The 17,327-nt window shown below is 65.1% G+C and carries 13 protein-coding genes; 9 read left to right on the top strand and 4 right to left on the bottom strand.

Annotated features, from left to right (window positions below; translation table 11 throughout):
- Positions 1-11 precede the first annotated feature (11 nt).
- The 5 genes from FS885_RS05265 (at position 12) to FS885_RS05245 (ending at position 5,127) form a co-directional block, all read left to right on the top strand.
- A complete protein-coding gene (locus FS885_RS05265) occupies positions 12-671 on the top strand; it encodes a DUF4230 domain-containing protein (RefSeq protein WP_222419883.1) in 660 nt (219 codons plus the stop codon).
- A gap of 272 nt (positions 672-943) precedes the next feature.
- Positions 944-2,614 carry an LIM domain-containing protein gene (locus FS885_RS05260; protein WP_144744028.1) on the top strand — a complete coding sequence of 557 codons (1,671 nt, stop codon included), beginning with the start codon at positions 944-946 and terminating at the stop codon, positions 2,612-2,614.
- Positions 2,615-2,810: 196 nt separating this feature from the next.
- A complete protein-coding gene (locus FS885_RS05255; RefSeq protein ID WP_144744027.1) occupies positions 2,811-3,863 on the top strand; it encodes an AI-2E family transporter in 1,053 nt (350 codons plus the stop codon).
- Between the two features lie 268 nt (positions 3,864-4,131).
- The gene (locus tag FS885_RS05250; protein WP_144744025.1) at positions 4,132-4,473 is read left to right on the top strand and encodes an arsenate reductase family protein; all 342 of its coding nucleotides are present in this window, start codon (positions 4,132-4,134) and stop codon (positions 4,471-4,473) included.
- Positions 4,474-4,557: 84 nt separating this feature from the next.
- Entirely contained in the window at positions 4,558-5,127 is a 570-nt protein-coding gene (locus tag FS885_RS05245) for an NAD(P)H-dependent oxidoreductase (protein WP_144744023.1), read from the top strand.
- A 13-nt stretch (positions 5,128-5,140) separates the two neighbouring features.
- Here FS885_RS05245 and FS885_RS05240 read toward each other — a convergent pair whose 3' ends face one another.
- A complete protein-coding gene (locus FS885_RS05240) occupies positions 5,141-5,950 on the bottom strand; it encodes a mechanosensitive ion channel family protein (protein WP_144744021.1) in 810 nt (269 codons plus the stop codon).
- Positions 5,951-6,067: 117 nt separating this feature from the next.
- On the bottom strand, positions 6,068-7,621 hold the full coding sequence (locus FS885_RS05235) for a helicase HerA-like domain-containing protein (RefSeq protein WP_144744019.1): 1,554 nt from the start codon (positions 7,619-7,621) through the stop codon (positions 6,068-6,070).
- Positions 7,622-7,809: 188 nt separating this feature from the next.
- Between FS885_RS05235 and FS885_RS05230 the strand changes: the two genes are divergently transcribed.
- Both FS885_RS05230 and FS885_RS05225 read left to right on the top strand, forming a co-directional pair.
- The gene (locus FS885_RS05230; protein ID WP_144744017.1) at positions 7,810-10,401 is read left to right on the top strand and encodes an excinuclease ABC subunit UvrA; all 2,592 of its coding nucleotides are present in this window, start codon (positions 7,810-7,812) and stop codon (positions 10,399-10,401) included.
- 194 nt (positions 10,402-10,595) lie between these two features.
- Positions 10,596-11,663 (top strand): hypothetical protein, encoded by a 1,068-nt coding sequence (locus FS885_RS05225; protein ID WP_144744015.1) that lies wholly within the window; start codon positions 10,596-10,598, stop codon positions 11,661-11,663.
- Between the two features lie 242 nt (positions 11,664-11,905).
- Here FS885_RS05225 and FS885_RS05220 read toward each other — a convergent pair whose 3' ends face one another.
- Complete coding sequence (locus FS885_RS05220; protein ID WP_186365786.1) at positions 11,906-12,577, bottom strand: AroM family protein; 672 nt, start codon at positions 12,575-12,577, stop codon at positions 11,906-11,908.
- An 87-nt stretch (positions 12,578-12,664) separates the two neighbouring features.
- Entirely contained in the window at positions 12,665-13,603 is a 939-nt protein-coding gene (locus FS885_RS05215) for a DUF1177 domain-containing protein (protein ID WP_144744011.1), read from the bottom strand.
- 373 nt (positions 13,604-13,976) lie between these two features.
- On the opposite strand from FS885_RS05215, the gene FS885_RS05210 reads away from it, so the two are divergent.
- A complete protein-coding gene (locus FS885_RS05210) occupies positions 13,977-15,590 on the top strand; it encodes an ABC transporter substrate-binding protein (RefSeq protein WP_144744009.1) in 1,614 nt (537 codons plus the stop codon).
- A 263-nt stretch (positions 15,591-15,853) separates the two neighbouring features.
- A complete protein-coding gene (locus FS885_RS05205; protein WP_144744007.1) occupies positions 15,854-17,299 on the top strand; it encodes a C1 family peptidase in 1,446 nt (481 codons plus the stop codon).
- Positions 17,300-17,327 lie beyond the last annotated feature (28 nt).

Raw genomic sequence — 17,327 nt, 5'->3', positions numbered from 1 at the left:
TAGGGGAAGAAGTGGGATTTCTAAAACTGGAGAAGGCGAAAGCCAGACTCGTGAAGGTCGGGGCGGTTGCCGCAGCCGTGGGAGCTGTTCTGGGTGTCATCGGAACGCTGTTCATGGTGAATTACAATCCGCCGGACGAGAGCTCGCATCAGGAGGCGTCGGTGGTCTTTGGGCGGATCGTCTCGCAAAATGAGCTGGTATCAGTCTCGCAAGACTACAACATAGTCGATAAGGCCGGGGATTCGAATTCGTTCTTCGGTCTATTTGATCTCCCCGGAACTCAGAACAGTTTCTGGTATCGCTATGCGGGCACGATTAAAGCGGGGGTTGATCTGGAAACCGCTGATTTCACTTGCCAAGGCAATACGATAACCATAACGCTTGATCCGCCGGGGATCATCTCCAATGATCCGGACATGGAAGTTTCCGGTGTGCTCGAAGAGAACAACAATATCCTCAATCCTATACATGTTGAAGATGTCGATGAGTTCCAACGTTGGTGCGAAGAGCAGAGTGAAGCGCAGGCCATAGAAGGCGGTTTATTGGACGAAGCTCGCCTAGAGACCGAAGACCGATTGACCGATTTGTTCTACGTAGCTCTCGTTGATGAATATACAGTCGAATTCGTCTGGCGCGAAGCGCCTGCAGAGCAGGCGGAAACCGCTGAGTAGCTTTTGGAGGACGTAATGAACGGCAAGGTAATCGCAGCGATCATCATAGTCGTTGTTGCGGTGCTCGCATTCTTCTACATTAACAACTCCGTGCTGTCGTGGGGGTGAACTCTCAAGAGGCGCTGCGCCTCAATGAGATTCGGAGTGTTTGGGGTATTGAGGAAGTTGATCGAGTGTTCGGGTCGATTGCGCTCTCCTGCAAAAGGGCGAGATCCTCGGTAGTCCCCACCCTTGACATCCCGTAACGGAGGGGGTAGGCTCAGCGCGAATCCATGACGCTGGGAGCTTACATGAAGAAGTCTCATCGCGCGGGAACGCTTGCCGCGCTTGTTGCCGCCGTGCTCGTTCTTTCCTGCCTCACCCCGTTGCAGGCGTTGGCGGAGCCGGCAGATACCCTCTGGACCGATGACGGGGTGCGTGCGGCATCGTTCGCCAGCCGCGATGACGCGGCGAAGACCATCGAGATCTCCACGCCCGCGGAGCTCGCCCTTCTGGCGTACGAGGTCAACGTCAACAAGCAGACGTTCGCCGGCTACACCCTGACCCTCGCGGACGATATAGACCTCGCGGGTCATGTGTGGGACCCCATCGGTTACGGCGAGGGCGATTCGTTCGAGGCGAGCGCCCCCAGCTCGTTCCAGGGCACCTTCGACGGGGCGGGTCACACCATCTGCAACATGACCATCTCGGCACCGCTCGACACCTCTATGGAATGCTACGGTCTCTTCGGGAGCATCTTCAAGGGGACGGTGCGTAATCTCTCGATGAGCGATAGCTCCATAGACATCCCGAGTACGTCAACGGACGGGCTGCTGGTCGGGACCGTTGCGGGCAAAGCTTATGGGACGACGTTTTCTCAGTGCGCTATCGCCGGCACTTCGATGAGCGTTTCGCTTTCGCAGTCAGACATGATGTCGATCGGTGGACTCGCGGGTGCCACGTACAACTGCGGCTCGTTCGATACGGGAAGCTGCACGGGTGTCGTCGCGCGAGGCATCTCCATTACCGCCGAGCACGATCACCCCAACCCGTTCACGAGCGCGTGCGGCGGGTTGGTTGGCTTTTCGAACCAGTTCTATTACCTGTATGCGAATTGCTGCGCGTGCGATGTCACGTTCAACGCAGGCAACGTGACCGAGCAGGCCAGCTTGATCGGCAGCGCGAATGCCGCCGGGCTGACGAACTGCTATGGACAGGCGGGGCTGCCCCTCTACAACAGCGTGGACTCCAACACGGAGGCGAATTGCTCGCTCGTCGATGGTAACGGTGTGCTTGCCGATTCCGTTACGATAAACGGCACGCAGTACAGCTCGGTTGTCGAGGCGTTCAACGCATGGAATTCCGCCAACGGCTTCGCGAGCGTTCAGCTGGATTGCGAGCAACTGGGCGTCGCGCACCGATGGGAGGTCACCGCCAAGGACGCTGCCGGGCACTCGATTGTTTGCGATGTGTGCGGCACCAAGAGAACCGAGGCCCATAGCGGGGGTGCGGCGACTTGTGTGGACCAGGGAATCTGCAGCATCTGCGGCGAGCCATATGGACCGGATCCGAGCATCCACGCATCCTTGGTGCATGTTCCGGCGGTCGCCCCGACCACCGAATCCGCCGGCAACATTGAGTACTACGTTTGTGAAGACTGCGGCAGGTTCTTCTCCGATGCCGCGGGGACGCAGCCGCTCTCGGCGGACGAGGTGGTGCTGCCCGCGCTCACCGCGCCCTCAGACCCGGATGCAGGAGATGCGGGCCAAAGTACCGGTGGCGACGGGACGGACGGGCTCGCTTCCGACTCGGGGCACTCGGGTGCTGGGAATGGGCATGCTTCCTCGCAGGATTCCGATGTCCTTCTCGCAACAGGCGATTCCGCTGCGTGGTGCATCGGGGCCCTGAGTCTTGTCGGCTTTGGCGCCTTGGTGCTCGGCCGCAGCATGCGGCAAAGGGGATAAACTGGCGCCTTGCTTTGTTCGGCATCCGACCGCTAGGCATATCGAAGCGGATGCCCCGCGGGAATAGAAGCCACTTCGGGATCGCTCGCGCAAATTGATAAAGAAAGCTTGTGCCGCGCCTGCGATGGAGTGGGGGTTTATCGAGTACTATAGCGACATTATCTTTCGGTGACGCCGCAGGGGTTGGGAGGCCGCTATGGTTGACGACAACGAGCTCGAACCGGAGGCTGGCGGGCAAACGGAGCTGGCGGCTGCCGGGGCGACGCAGGCGATGCCGCGCCTTGCCGACCCTGAGCCCGACGTGCCGCGCGAGCCCGATCGCCGGCGCAAGCCCTCGCGGTTGTCTGTCGAGCGTTGGCGGCTCGTCGTGGTCGTCGCTTTGATCGCGGTGGCGCTCGTCTCGGCCTTCCCTCTCAGGGACATCTTCTCCGATCCAGATACGTATCTCCACACCATCCAGCAGCTCGATGAGAAGCGCGACACGGTGCTGGGCCTCACGGCCGCGGCCGCCGCGTCATCGGTCGCCATCACCGCCATCCCCGACGATGTTGGCACACCGGTCGCCGAGAAGCTCATGGATCTGAGCGGCGACCTCCTCGTGGTGGTCACGGCGATCTACATCGAGAAGTATCTGCTCACGGTCTTCGGCTGGGCGACGTTCGGTCTGTTTGTGCCCCTTGCCTGCGCGTTCGTTATCGCGGGAATCCTCCTCAACGACACGAGCCGCCTGCGCGGAAGGCTCTACGCGCTCGCGGCGAAGATCGCGCTCATGGGGCTCGTGCTGGTGGTGACGGTTCCCATCTCGGTTTTCGTCACCGACTTCATCGACCACACCTACAGCACCTCGCTGCAGCTCCAGGAGATCTCCCAAGACCAGGTGTCCGAGGAGGAGTCGGGCGACGGCGAGGAGGAAGAGCCCGCCGGCTCATGGTGGGAGCAGGGGTTGGAGTTCCTGGGCAACCTGCCGAGTATCCTCGGCAGCGCGGCGACGAGCGTCGCCGACAGCGTGCTCAGGCAGGTGGGCAACCTCATTGACGGCTTCGCGGTCATGATCGTGACCTCGTGCGTGGTGCCGCTGGGCGTGCTCGCGTTCCTTCTCTGGGCGGCGAACCTCATAACCGGTATCAGCGTGGAGGTGCCCATGCGGGTGCTGGGACCGCGTTCCCTTGGGGGACGCGGCGGCTCCGGTGACAGGCCTCGTCGCGAGGGGAAGCGCACGTCCAGCCAGACTCCCGCTGGAGACCGCTGACGGTTTTTGTGACGTCCCGTTTTGCGGGCGCTCGCTCCGCGTTTTGGTGCTGGGCTGAAAGAAATTCAAGTAGTTGGTGGGTTTTCTCGGCAGCCTCGAGTAGACGCCATTGGTGCGTGGGTCGGTTATGGGGAATGCGCAGGTAACGGGCATGCTGTCGGAGCATGGAGAATTTGATACGATGACCTGACCGTAAAAGGTACCTACTTCTTGAAAAAGTAATCTCAGGCAGGGCGAGAACGGCAGCCATACCTCGAAAGGCGCAAGCATGAACATCCAGATTTTCGGTACCAAGAAGAGCTTCGACACCAAGAAGGCCCAGCGCTACTTCAAGGAGCGCCGCATCAAGTTCCAGTTCATCGACCTCAAGGAGAAGGGGATGAGCAAAGGCGAGCTCGAGAGCGTGCTGCGGGCGGTCGGCGGCATCGACGCGGTGCTCGACCCCAAGGCGAAGGACCAGGATGCACTCGCGCTCATCACCTACCTGGCCAAGAGCCAGAAGTTCGACAAGCTGCTCGAGAACCAGCAGGTCCTGCGCGAGCCCATCGTGCGCAACGGACGCCAGGCGACGGTGGGGTACGCGCCGGACGTCTGGAAGGGCTGGGAGTAGGCACGGGCGAGATGCCGCCCCGCATGCCCTCGCGTTTCCGTGCCATCGACCGATAACGCAACGAACATCGAGATAGGAGACCCCATGCACACGCTCGTCGTCTACTGCCATCCGTACGAGAACAGCTTCTGCCACGGCATGCTCGATGCCCTGTGCAGGCGCTACGAGCGCGAGGGCACGCCGTATGAGGTCATCGACCTGTACGCGGACGGGTTCGACCCGGTGCTCTCCCGCGCGGAGCTCGCCGTGTACAACGAGGGCACGGCGCTCGACCCGCTCGTCACGCGCTACCAGCAGCTCATCGCCGGCAGCGACCGCTTGGTGTTCATCTTCCCCATCTGGTGGAACGACGTCCCCGCCATGCTCAAGGGCTGGCTCGACAAGGTGCTGCTCGCGGGATTCTCGTGGGAGGCGACGGGCACGGGTCTCAAGGGTACGCTCACCTACATCGAGTCCGCCGAGGTCTACACCGCATCGTCGAACCCGACGTCGTTCATCCGCGAGCAGACGGGCGATGCCATCCAGCGCATGTTCATCGAGGGCACGCTCTGGCAGTTGGGCATCGAGCGCGGCACGTGGGAGAACCTCGGCGGCATGGATACCTCCACGCCCGAGGAGCGTGCGGCGTTCCTGCGCAAGCTGGCAGGGGAGTGAGCGCCCCGCCGCGCTACCTGAGCTCGCGCGCGAGCGCGCGCACCACGGCGTCGCCCGCGGCGGAGACCTTGAGCGCGTCCTCGACGTTCATGATGACCTTGCCCTTGATGCCGAACTCCGTGATCTCCGAGTAGAAGACGCTCGGCCCGCTCGTGATGGGCGACACCGCGCCCGCGGCGTCGCGCGCGAGCTCGATGATGCGGTCGGTCACGCGCTCCATGTCGAGCTTCGAGCCGTCTGCGCGCCCGCCCGCGAGCCCCGGTTCCGCGCCCGGCAGCAGCGGGATGGCGAACGGTACCGCCACGCGGGTGGCGGGCAGCAGGTGCGTGAGCGCCGTCGTGGATATGACGGAGTTGGGGATGACGATCGTCTGGCCGAGCGCGTCGCGGATGGTGGTGTGCCGCCAGGTGACGTCCTGAACCACGCCGATCTCTCCGTCGACCTGGATGTTGTCGCCGGGCTTCACGATGCCCATGAAGGTCATCTGCAGGCCGCCGATGAGGTTGGAGAGCGTGTCCTGGAAGCCGAGCGAGACGGCGATACCGCCGACGCCGAGAGCGGCGACGAGCGAGCTGGTGTTCACGTTGAAGCACGAGTCGAGGATGATGCTCGCGCCCACGGCCCACACGCCCGCGCGCACGATGTTGATGATGATGCTCGAGGTGGGCAGGGGGTTGGCATCCTGATGGAGGAGGTGCGCCATCGCCTTGGTGGCGAGCTTGGCCACGACATGGGTCGCGACCGCGAGGACGACGGCCCAGAACATGCTCTGGAAGAGCTGGTTCTCGATGACGTCGCGGATGGATGCGAGCGGGTCTTGCATGGGCTGCCTTTCACGTGCCTGCACATGACTATAGCGTGAAAAGCGCTCCCCGGCGAGGTGCCGGGGAGCGCTCGTGCGGGTGATGCGCGCCCGTTCGGGCCGGGCTCGGGAACAGCCTTAGCGGCGACGCCCGCCGAAGAGGTTGCGGGTGATCTGCTTGGTCGCCTCGCGGCCGAACGTGTTGAACAGCGTCGTCGCGACCTTGCCGAGACCCTTCATGACCTGCTCCTGCTGCTTCTCACGGGCGCGCTGCTTGCGCTCCTCGGCGCGGATGGCGGCCTTCTCCTTGGCTTTCGCCTTGGCCTTCTCCTCGATCGCCTTCTCTTCCTCGCGCTTCTTGCGCTCCTCCTCTTCCTTGGCGGCCTTCTCGGCCTCCTCCTTGAGCTCGTCGATCTGCTCGAAGGCGCTCTCGCGGTCAACGGCCTCGCCGTACTTCTTCATGAGGTCGGCCTGGCCGTCGAGCGCGGCCTTGAGGTCGGCCTCGGGTGCGGCGGCCATGAGGCACTGCGGCGGGAGGATCTTGGCGCGCTCGACGACCTCGGGCTGGCCGTCCTCGTTCAGGAAGCTCACGAGCGCCTCGCCGGTGCCGAGCTCCAAGATCACGTCCTCGCTCTTGAACGCCGGGTTCTCGCGGAACGACTCGGCGGCGGCGCGCACGGCCTTCTGCTCGGCGGGCGTGTAGGCGCGCAGGCCATGCTGGATGCGGTTCGAGAGCTGCGCGAGCACCTCGTCGGGGATGTCGCTCGGCGACTGGGTGATGAAGTAGACGCCCACGCCCTTGGAGCGGATGAGCTTCACGACCTGGACGATCTTGTCGAGCAACTCGCTCGGCATGTCGTTGAACAGCAGGTGCGCCTCGTCGAAGAAGAAGACGAACTTGGGCTTCTCGAGGTCGCCCTCCTCCGGCAGGGTGTCGAAGAGCTCGGAGAGCATCCAGAGCAGGAACATCGCGTAGATCTGCGGGCTCTGGATGAGCTTCGCGGCGTTCAGGATGTTCACGTAGCCCTGGCCGTTCTCCGCGCAGGCGAACCAGTCCGCGAGGTCGAGCGCGGGCTCGCCGAAGAAGGTCTCGCCGCCCTGGTCCTCGATGGAGATGAGCTGGCGCAGGATCGCGCCGATCGACTGGCTCGAGACCTTGCCGTAGGTGGTCTCGTACTCCTTGGCGTTCTCCGCCACGTAGTTGAGCATCGAGCGCAGGTCCTTGAGGTCGATGAGCAGGAGGTTCTTGTCGTCAGCGATGCGGAAGACGATGTCGAGCACGCCCTCCTGCACCTCGGTGAGCTCGAGTGGGCGCGCGAGCATCGTGGGGCCCATGTCGGAGACGGTGATGCGCACGGGGATGCCCTCGCCGCCGGTCATGTCCCACACGCGCGTGGGGCAGCCCTCGTAGGTGAAGCCCTCGATGCCGAACTTCTTGATGCGCTTCTGCATGTCCTCGGTGTCCTCGCCGGGCGAGCACATGCCGGTGATGTCGCCCTTGACGTCGGCCATGAAGACGGGGACGCCCGCCTTGGAGAAGCCCTCGGCCATGACCTTGAGCGTCACGGTCTTGCCCGTGCCGGACGCGCCGGCGATGAGTCCGTGGCGGTTGGCTTGGTTGAGCAGCAGGTTGACGTGATTGCAGTCGGGCTCAGCGCCCACGCCCATCCAGATGGCGTCGTCGATGAGCATTGGTCCTCCTTAGGTACGCATGACGGTTCAACCCTACCAAGGTAGCAGGGAATCCCCTGCGTGCGGCATGTATTCCACTCCATTCAACCCGGAATTGAGGGCGGCCGCCGCGCGCGGTCCCGATTGTGGCTGGAGGGCGGGTGCGCATGCGCTACGCTGGGGTAAGGAACACGCTTCAGGAGGTCGCCATGGCAGAGCAAACCGGAGTCCGGCTCAGGGAGCAGCCCTTGTGCATCCAGGTGCGCGGGGCGCGCGTGCACAACCTCAAGAACATCGACGTCGACGTGCCGCTCGGCTGCCTCACCGCCATCGCGGGCGTGTCCGGCTCGGGCAAGAGCTCGCTCGCGCTGGGCACGCTCTATGCTGAAGGGTCGCGGCGCTACCTCGACGCGCTCTCCACCTACACGCGCCGCCGCATCTCGCAGAGATCGCGCGCCACGGTCGACGAGGTGCTCCACGTGCCGGCTGCCCTCGCCCTGCGTCAGCGCCCGGGGGTGCCCGGCGTGCACTCGACCTTCGGCACCTCGACCGAGCTGTCGAACTACCTGCGCCTTTTGTTCTCGCGCCTCGGCAGCCATAGGTGCCCCAACGGTCACCATGCGCCGCCGAGCATGGACGTGGCGCTCGGCCTTGCCACCACCTGCCCGGTGTGCGGCGTCGAGTTCATGGGCCCTGGAGCCGAGGACCTCGCCTTCAACAGCGGGGGCGCCTGCCCGACGTGCGGCGGCACGGGGATCGTGCGCACGGTGGACGAGGCGACGCTCGTGCCGGACGAGTCGCTCACCATCGACGAGGGCGCCGTCGCCCCGTGGGGCAGCCTCATGTGGGACCTCATGAAGCAGGTCTGCGGCGCCATGGGCGTGCGCACGGACGTGCCGTTTTGCGAGCTCACGCCCGCCGAGCGCGATATCGTCTTCCACGGCCCGGCCGTGAAGAAGCACATCCTCTACCGGTCCAAGAAGGGCGACGACTTCGCCGAGCTCGACTTCACCTACTACAACGCGGTCTACACCGTCGAGAACGCGCTTTCCAAGGTCAAGGACGAGAAGGGCCTCGCGCGCGTGGCGCGGTTCCTGCGCGAGGACGTCTGCCCCGATTGCCACGGCACGCGCCTCTCGGCCCGGGCGCGCGGCACGCTGCTCGACGGCATGAACCTGGGCGACGCCGCGCGCATGACCCTGGACGAGCTCGCCGCCTGGGTGCCCACCGTGCCCGCGCTCGTGCCCGAGGCCATGCGCCCCATGGCGCGTGCCATAGTCACCGAGATGGCGGAGCCCATCGAGCGCCTGCAGCAGCTGGGGCTCGGCTACCTCGCGCTCGACCGCGCGAGCTCGACGCTCTCCACCGGCGAGCGCCAGCGCGTGCAGCTCGCCCGTGCCGTGCGCAACCGCACCTGCGGGGTGCTCTACGTGCTCGACGAGCCGTCGATCGGCCTGCACCCGTCCAACGTGGAGGGCCTGCTCGGTGTCGTCGACGACCTGCTCGAGGACGGCAACTCCGTGGTGCTCGTCGACCATGACGTGCGCGTGCTCAGGCATGCGGACCACCTGATCGAGATCGGGCCCGGCTCGGGCGCCGACGGCGGCCGGGTGATCGCGGAGGGCACGGTTCGCGAGGTCGAGTCCGCGCCCGCCACGCGCATCGGGCCCTTCCTCGCCGGCAAGCGCCATGTGCGCGTCCGCGAGCGCGCGGGGGCGGACGAGGTGTTCGCGCAGGGCGCCATACGCCTCGAGACCGAGGCTCTGCACACGGTGAGGCCCCTTTCGGTCGCGGTGCCTCGCGGGATGCTCGCGGCGGTGACCGGCGTGTCCGGGTCGGGCAAGACGACGCTGGTGCTCGAGAGCCTGATCCCCGCGCTCCGCGCGTCGATCGCGGGCGAGGTCCTTCCCGCCCACGTGCGCGCGGTCGACGCCCCGGGCATCCGGCGCGCGAACCTCATCGACGCCACGCCGATCGGCGCGAACGTCCGCTCCACGGTGGCGACCTACTCGGGCGTCCTCGACGACCTGCGGCGCGCCTACGCGAAGCTCCCGCTCGCGCGCGAGCGCGGGCTCAAGGCGGGCGCGTTCTCGTACAACACGGGGGCGCTGCGGTGCCCCACCTGCGACGGCACGGGACAGGTCTCGCTCGATGTGCAGTTCCTGCCCGACGTGGACATCCCGTGCCCCGATTGCGGCGGCGCGCGCTACGCGCCTGCCGCCCGCGAGGTCAAGCTCGCGGGGGACATCAGCCTGCCCGAGCTTCTGTCCTACACCATCGACCAGGCGCGCGACGCCCTCGCCGAGACATCGCTGCGCAGCGTGAAGGCGAAGCTCGAGGTCCTGCACGACCTGGGGCTCGGCTACCTCACCCTCGGCGAGGCGACGCCGGCGCTCTCCGGCGGCGAGGCGCAGCGCCTCAAGCTCGCGAGCGAGCTCACGCGCGATCAGGCCGGCACCCTCTTCGTGTTCGACGAGCCGACCATCGGCCTGCATCCGCTCGACGTCGAGCTCCTGCTCGGCGTGCTCCAGCGCCTGATCGATCACAGGGCGACGGTCGTCGTCATCGAGCACGACCTCGATATGATCGCGAACGCCGATTACGTGATCGACCTTGGTCCGGGCGGTGGCGACGCGGGCGGGCGCATCGTCTGCGCGGGCACCCCCGAGCAGGTCGCGGCCTGCCCGGAGAGCGTGACCGGCCGCTACATCGCCGAGGAGCTGGGCGGTAACGCGCGGGCGCGACACGCGCCAGGATGTCGCCGTGATGTCGCTTGGATTCCTGAGGTTCCCTCTGGATAGTCCGTGGATTGTCCAAGGCGGTGCGGGTCATTGTGCGTACGGGAGAGTGCGGCGCACCCCGATTTGACTGGGATGGAAAGAAGCTGGAACGAGGCGAGTGAGCTTTCGGCAGGAAGTCGGTTGGATGCCGGGCGGATTTTGGGCAGATCTTGATGGTATCGGTGGGTTCACGTCCATCGAATGGAGGTCCGCCCTTGGAGACCGTTATCGCCGGGCTGTCGGTATTTCAATATCATCGAATCCCGCCTCGAATCTTGCAGGCGCTCGACGAACCGCTCGATATCTCCACGCTATCCGGCCGTATCGGGTTGGGGCGCCGCGAGAAGTTCCTCCTCTATCTAGATACCCCGCTGGACGTCTTGGTGCGCAGCCGTTCCGAATGCCACCGATCGCGCGGCATGAATCGCATCCTGTGGGAAGGCGCCCTTCCGTCGGGTGCCGTATGGGAGGTCGATGCCTACCTCAAGGTCACCTCCCCGGCTTTCACGCTCTTCCTTCTTGCGAGCCGGATGAACCGATACAGGCTCGCGATGGCAATGTACGAGCTATGTGGCTCATTCACCGTGTTCAAGACGCTGCCGCAGCACTTTGATTTGGCCCGGACCTTGGTGCAGCTGCCGAAGAGACTGTCCGATGGATGGCGGCCGGTCGTCGACGAACGGGGCAACATAACCGAATTATGGCGACGGCCGCCGCTCGTTACCGTCGAGGAGCTGTGCTCGATGGCTGGGCGGGTGCACGGCAGAAAGGGATACCGAGCCTTTACTCGCACGATAGACGAGATCAGGGGCGTGGCCGCATCGCCCCTCGAAGCGCGCGCCGCCATGCGGCTGTGCGGAAGCCGTCTCTACGGCGGAGAAGGATTCGGGCCGGTTGAGCTCAACCGCCGCGTTGCGTTCAGCCGGGCGGCGAGAGCCGTCACGGACGGGAGCTGCGGGTTCGTTGATATGTTTTTCGAGGCGGATGGGCACCACGGGGATTTCGGGCTGGAGTGCCAGGGAAGAGCCGTGCACGGCCCAGGGGCGGTGACCGGAGCGGATGCGAACAGGCTGCTCGGCTTGCAGATCATGGGTATCGATATGGCGCTGTTGACCCATGAACAGCTTCGTGACGACTACCGGTTCGAGCAGGTAAGAAAGATGGTAGCTGCCAAACTGGGTGTGACCTACAGGGAGAAGACCGCCAGGCAGAAGCGGTACGAACGCGACTTGGTCGATGAGCTGTTCTGCAATTGGGGTGCACTGGGCCGACGAGGCGGCTGAACGCCGATGATTTCCAAGGGCAGCGGACATTTTCAGGTGGGAATTTGCGGTTGCCAAACTCTTTTTCAAGTAGTCGGTACCTTATTCGAATACCCGCGAGTAGCCGAGCGCAGAACGTGATCGATACCTGCGAAATGATGGGTCGGCAAGACGGTTATATCAAGGCGTTTCCGAAAAGGTACCTACTACTTGAAATAATGCCAAAGAGACGCCGCCGCGCGCCCTATATAAGGGCGCGGCGGCTAGCCCAGGAGCTCCGAGACGGTGCTTGCCACCAAGGTCCGGGGCAGAAGGACGTCGAGGCCCGATTCGCGGCGGGCGACCTCGCGCATCTTCGTCGAGAAACCCATGCAATCGAGGCAGAGGAACGCGCAGCCGCTGTCGCGCAGGGAGCGCGCCGCGCGGGCGATGGCGTCGAGGTCACCATAGGGTGATGCCTGGACCGTCTTGATGGTGAGGCCGGCCTTGCCCCACCAGACATGCGCCTGCTCGACCTGGGCGGCATCGGGGACCATGACGGCGATGGTCCGTCCGCCCGCGAGGGCATGGGCGACGCTGTAGAACAGGGGCTGCGGCACGATCAGCGGGACGCGGTGGCGCAGCTGCGGAAAGCCCCCGGTGCAGAGCAGGATGATCGCATCGGCGCCCGCGGCCTCCGCCTCGTCGATGCGCTGCTGGACGAGGGGGACGATCCGTGTGCCCGAGAACGTCGCCTGCCGCCCGTCGCGCATGCGCGAGACGAGCACCTCCTCGCCGGGGAGGGGCTTGAGCTCGCGTTCGACATCCTCGAGGGTCATGTCGTCGAGCGCGCCGTATTCAACGAGCTCGAGCCCGGGCGCGAGCCTGCTGCGGATGTCGTCCGTCATGTCGACCCGCGGCGCCTGGCCGACGGTGATCCCGGCGATGGTCCTCATATGCCCTTCCTTTCGCGTGTCCCGCGCCCTGGCTGGGCGGAAAACAGAAGGGGCCCGCGTGCGGGCCCCTCTCATCGAGGCGATGCGTTACTTCGCGTCGCCCATGGTCTGGTAGCGCTCCATGGTGCCGTAGAGCTCGACGAGGTGCGCCCACTGCTCCTCGTCGTAGAACTTGCAGCTCCCGGCGCCGAAGAGCTTGGCGACCTCGAGGGCGAAGCGCGCCGCCTCCTCAACGTCGGAGCCATGCGTCGCGCCCGTGGCGCAGCCGGCGACCATCTGCTCGGTGGCGATGGCCACGCCGACGACGGGGGCCGTCGTGGCGGTGGTGGGCTGCAGGATGCTGTTCAGGTGGTAGAGGTCGTTACCGTAGGGGGTGATGTCCTGCTGGGACAGGGCGAACACCTGCGGCATCTTGCCGGTCACGCGCGTCATGACGTCCATGAGGTCGTTGGCGACGGGAAGGATGTAGCCCTCCTTGGTGGTGGGGGAGATGGCGATGCCGTTCACGTTGATGATGCGGTTGCCCTTGGTGGTGTCGATGGAGACGATGGCCTCCATGCGCGGGTCAACCTCCATGCGGTTCATGGTCTCCATGTCGATGGGCGAGTCCATGAAGGGCACGGGCTCGTGCGGGAGCGTGGGCGCGTCGGGGCAGATGTGGGTGGCCACGATGACGTCGCCGGGGAGCACGTCGCCGGCAGCGTGCATCTCGACGAGCTTGAGCGCACAGGTGAGCGCGGCGAGCGCACCATCGCCGTCGGAGACGGCACCGATGAGCTCGGGGCGAGCGCCGAGGCCGCCGAGACGGCCGACCACGCCGAGCGTGGGAGCGTCACCGCCCTGGCTCTTGCCGTTCGAGCCGGGGATGAGGACCTTGATGCAGTCAGTCGAGCCGCGCTCGTTGTCGATGGTCTGGACCGTTACGTCGGTGGCTCCGCGGGTGCGCAGCAGCTCAGCTACCTCCTCGCCGTTTGCCTGGGGCTTGTCGATGAGGTCGTAGATCTCGAGCAGTTGGCGGAACAGCATGGAATGGCTCCTTTCGAGGGCGCGTGCGCCCGTTGCGGATGTACAGAAGCATTATATACGCGTCGAGGTGCGCAGGGGTGGCGACGGTGAGTCTCATGGGACCGCCGTTCCATAGGGGCCTCAGCCCCCGATCCTATGGGGTCGAGCGCACGTCATGGGTCTCGCTCGCGCCTCATCTCAACATTCTTGTATTCCGAAGAACTTGTTATGCTTTTTTGGGGCTGGAGTGTTACCGGCAGATGAACTGTTGGCAATGAGTTGGTCACAGAGGTGCTCGCACCCTATATTCGCCTCACATGCATGGGGCATGGAGTGGCGCGGCAAGCCGGCGCTCTGCCGGGCCGTCTCGCCGCGCAAAGCAAAGGAGGACAACATGGATCTTCTTACCAGCAAGTGCGTCTCGCGCCGCGGTCTTCTGGGCGGCCTGGGTGTCGTCGGCGCGGCGGGAGCGGTCCTAGGCATGGCCGGATGCTCGTCCGAGCAGGGCGGGTCGGGCAGCGGCTCCGGCGCCGCCGAGGGCGGCACGCTCAGCATCTCGCTCGCCTCGTCGCCTGCCTATCTCGACCCCGCCCGCTACACCGGCGTGTACGAGTCGCAGATCATCAACAACGTGTGCGACACCGTCGTGCAGTACTCCATGGACCTCACCGAGATCGTTCCCTGCCTCGCCACCGAGTGGGCCATCTCCGATGACGGCGCCACCTACACGTTCACCCTGCGCGACGACGCCGTCTTCCAGGCTGGCGAGTACCAGGAGGGCCGCGTCATGACCGCTGAGGACATCAAGTACTCGCTTGAGCGCTCCGCGAACGAGTCCTCCATGAACCGCCTCGACATGCTCGACCACTGCAACGTCATCTCCGACACCGAGATCGAATGCGTGCTGACCGGCCCGAACGCGTCGTTCCTGACGGCTCTCACCGACGCGGGCAACGCGATCGTCCCCAAGGAGGAGGTCGAGGGCTGGGGCGACAGCTTCGGCGAGCACCTCGTGGGCACCGGTCCGTTCGCGCTCAAGCAGTTCACGCGCGACCAGCAGACCGAGCTCGTCCGTCACGACGGGTACTGGGGCGAGAAGCCTAACCTCGATGGCGTGGTCTTCAAGGTCATCACCGACGCCACACAGTCGGCGAACGCGCTCTTCACCGGCGATGTCGACATGGTCACCGACCTCAAGGGCGAGTCGCTGCAGACGGTCGAAGGCGACTCAAACTACGTGGTCGACCAGATGGATGGCCTCAACATCGCCTACATCTACATGAACATGGTGAACGGCCCGACCGCCGACCAGCGTGTGCGCAAGGCTATCCTCATGGCCGTGAACCGCGAGGATCTCATCGCCGCCGGCTACCCGTACGGCGGGGCCTCCGAGGCGACGCTCCCGCTGCCCAAGGGGAGCTGGGGCTATGACGCGGCCGTCGAGGAGACCGTGCCGGCCTACGATCCCGAGGGTGCCCGCGAGCTGCTCGCCGAGGCGGGATACCCCGATGGCTTCTCGCTCAAGTACTACACGAGCAACACGACCCAGCGCCTCGACGTGGCCACCGTCTTCCAGCAGCAGCTCAAGGAGAACCTGAACGTCGACGTCGAGATCAACACCAACGACTGGGGCGCCTTCTCCGAGATCGCCGCAGCCGGTCAGGCCGACATCTACGCCATGGGCTGGAGCTGGTATCCCGACCCGTACTTCTTCCTGAACAAGCTGTTCGCAAGCTCCGAGATCGGGGCCTTGGGCAACGGCGCGGGCTTCAACGACCCCGAGGTCGACGACCTGCTCCAGCAGGCGCTGGAGGTGACCGACCAGGATGCTCGCGCCGACCTGTACAAGCAGGCGCTCGCGAAGATCGTGGAGAAGGACCCGATGCTGGTCTACGCGACCGAGGAGGTCTGCACGGGCCTCACGCAGGGGGTCCAGGGTTACGTCCAGCGTGCCGACCAGCTCGTGTACGTCGTGAACTCCGAGGTGAACATGTCCAAGTCCGCCTAGCGACCAGGTGGCTTCGGCTATCGCTACGGGCGATGGTTGGAAGCACGCGGCCGTGCACAAGGGGGCGCATGTAAGCGGCGCCGTGCGGGAACACCGCGCGGCGCCGTCGCTTTGCCGGAATAAAGTGTTACCGATGGGTGAATTGAGGCGAAGGGGTATGCAGACATCACGATTCATCCTATAGTTTACTGGTAAATTGCTGGAGCTATATCCATACCGCGCCGGCAAATATGCAGGTGGAGTGCAGGAAAGGACTGTGGAGCATGGATAGCACGAACGTCCAGAATGACCTCTGTGACCGCGTCCCGGGCGGTGCGGTCGACCCTGAGCGCATCAATGCACTCACGGAGGGGTTCGCCTCGAGCCGCGCGAACCGTATCGCCCGCAACGCCGTGACCTCGATGGGCATCGCCGCGGCGGCGCGAGACCAGCGCGCGTGCCGTGCCTATAAGGATACCTACGGGGTCTCGCTTGATGCCGCCAAGACCGTTACGCACCAGCACAAGTCCGGTCGCTGCTGGATGTTCTCGACGCTCAACGTCGTACGTGCGCGCACCTTGGGGATCCTCGACGTCGACGACTTCGAGTTCTCACAGGCCTACACCACGTTCTACGAGAAGCTCGAGAAGTCGAACTCCTTCCTGGAGCGCATCATCCAGACGGCGGACCGCTCGGCGAACGACCGGCTGGTGTACCACCTGACCCTGCACACCGCATCGGATGGCGGCCAGTTCATGTTCTGCGCGAGCATCCTGGAGAAGTGGGGCGCCGTGCCCAAGGACGCGATGCCCGAGACGGCCTGCACGCTCGATACGAAGTACATGAACGAGGTGCTGGGCGATATCCTCATCCGCGACGCTGCCATCCTGCGCGACCGTGCGGGCGAAGGCGCCGGCGCCGACGAGCTCGAGGCCGCGAAGGCCGACATGCTCGATGAGATCCATCGCTTCCTGTGCTGCTGCCTGGGCGAGCCTCCGCTGGCGTTCGACTTCGATTTCGAGGTGGGCGCACATGCGGACGTGGACGCCTCCAAGGTCGAGGTCACCGCGGACGGTCGCCGCATCCTGCGCGACCACGGCGTGACCCCGCTCGAGTTCCTGGAGCGCTACGCGCGCTTCAACCCCGAGGACTACATCGAGCTCGTGAGCATGCCCGGCGACACGCGCCCCTTCGGTCATCTCTACGGTGTCGATTGGTTCGACGCGGTGGTGGGCGGCCGTCCGCTGCGCCTCCTCAACATGGAGATGCCCGTGGTGGAGCAGGCCGTGATCGCCTCGCTCAAGGGCGGGGTCCCCGCGTACATGATGTGCGACGTGGGCAAGCGCACCCTGCGCGGCGACACCGACTTCGCGGGCGTCCTCGCGACCGACTCGCTCGACCTGGAGGGCCTCTTCGACATCGACCTCTCGATCGACCGCGGCGACAACCTCGATCTCAACGGTACCGGCATGTCGCACTGCATGGCCTTCCAGGGCGTGCAGCTCGACGAGGCGGGCGAGCCCGTTGCCTGGCGCGTGGAGAACAGCTGGGGTGCCGAGCAGTGCAAGAACGGCTACCTCATCATCAGCCGCGACTGGTGGCGCACCTACGGCGGCGACGTCGTGGTGGAGCGCCGGTTCGTGCCGGACGAGGTGCTCAGGCTGCGCGACACGCTCCCTGTGGATCACGTGGACCCGTGGGACGGCTTCATCAACTACCGCGCCTGGTAACGACGGTATCTCACGGGCCCGCGGCGTT

The sequence above is a fragment of the Enorma burkinafasonensis genome, from assembly GCF_902150035.1.
Lineage (GTDB): Bacteria > Actinomycetota > Coriobacteriia > Coriobacteriales > Coriobacteriaceae > Enorma > Enorma burkinafasonensis.
This window is presented reverse-complemented; position numbering and strand designations above follow the sequence as displayed.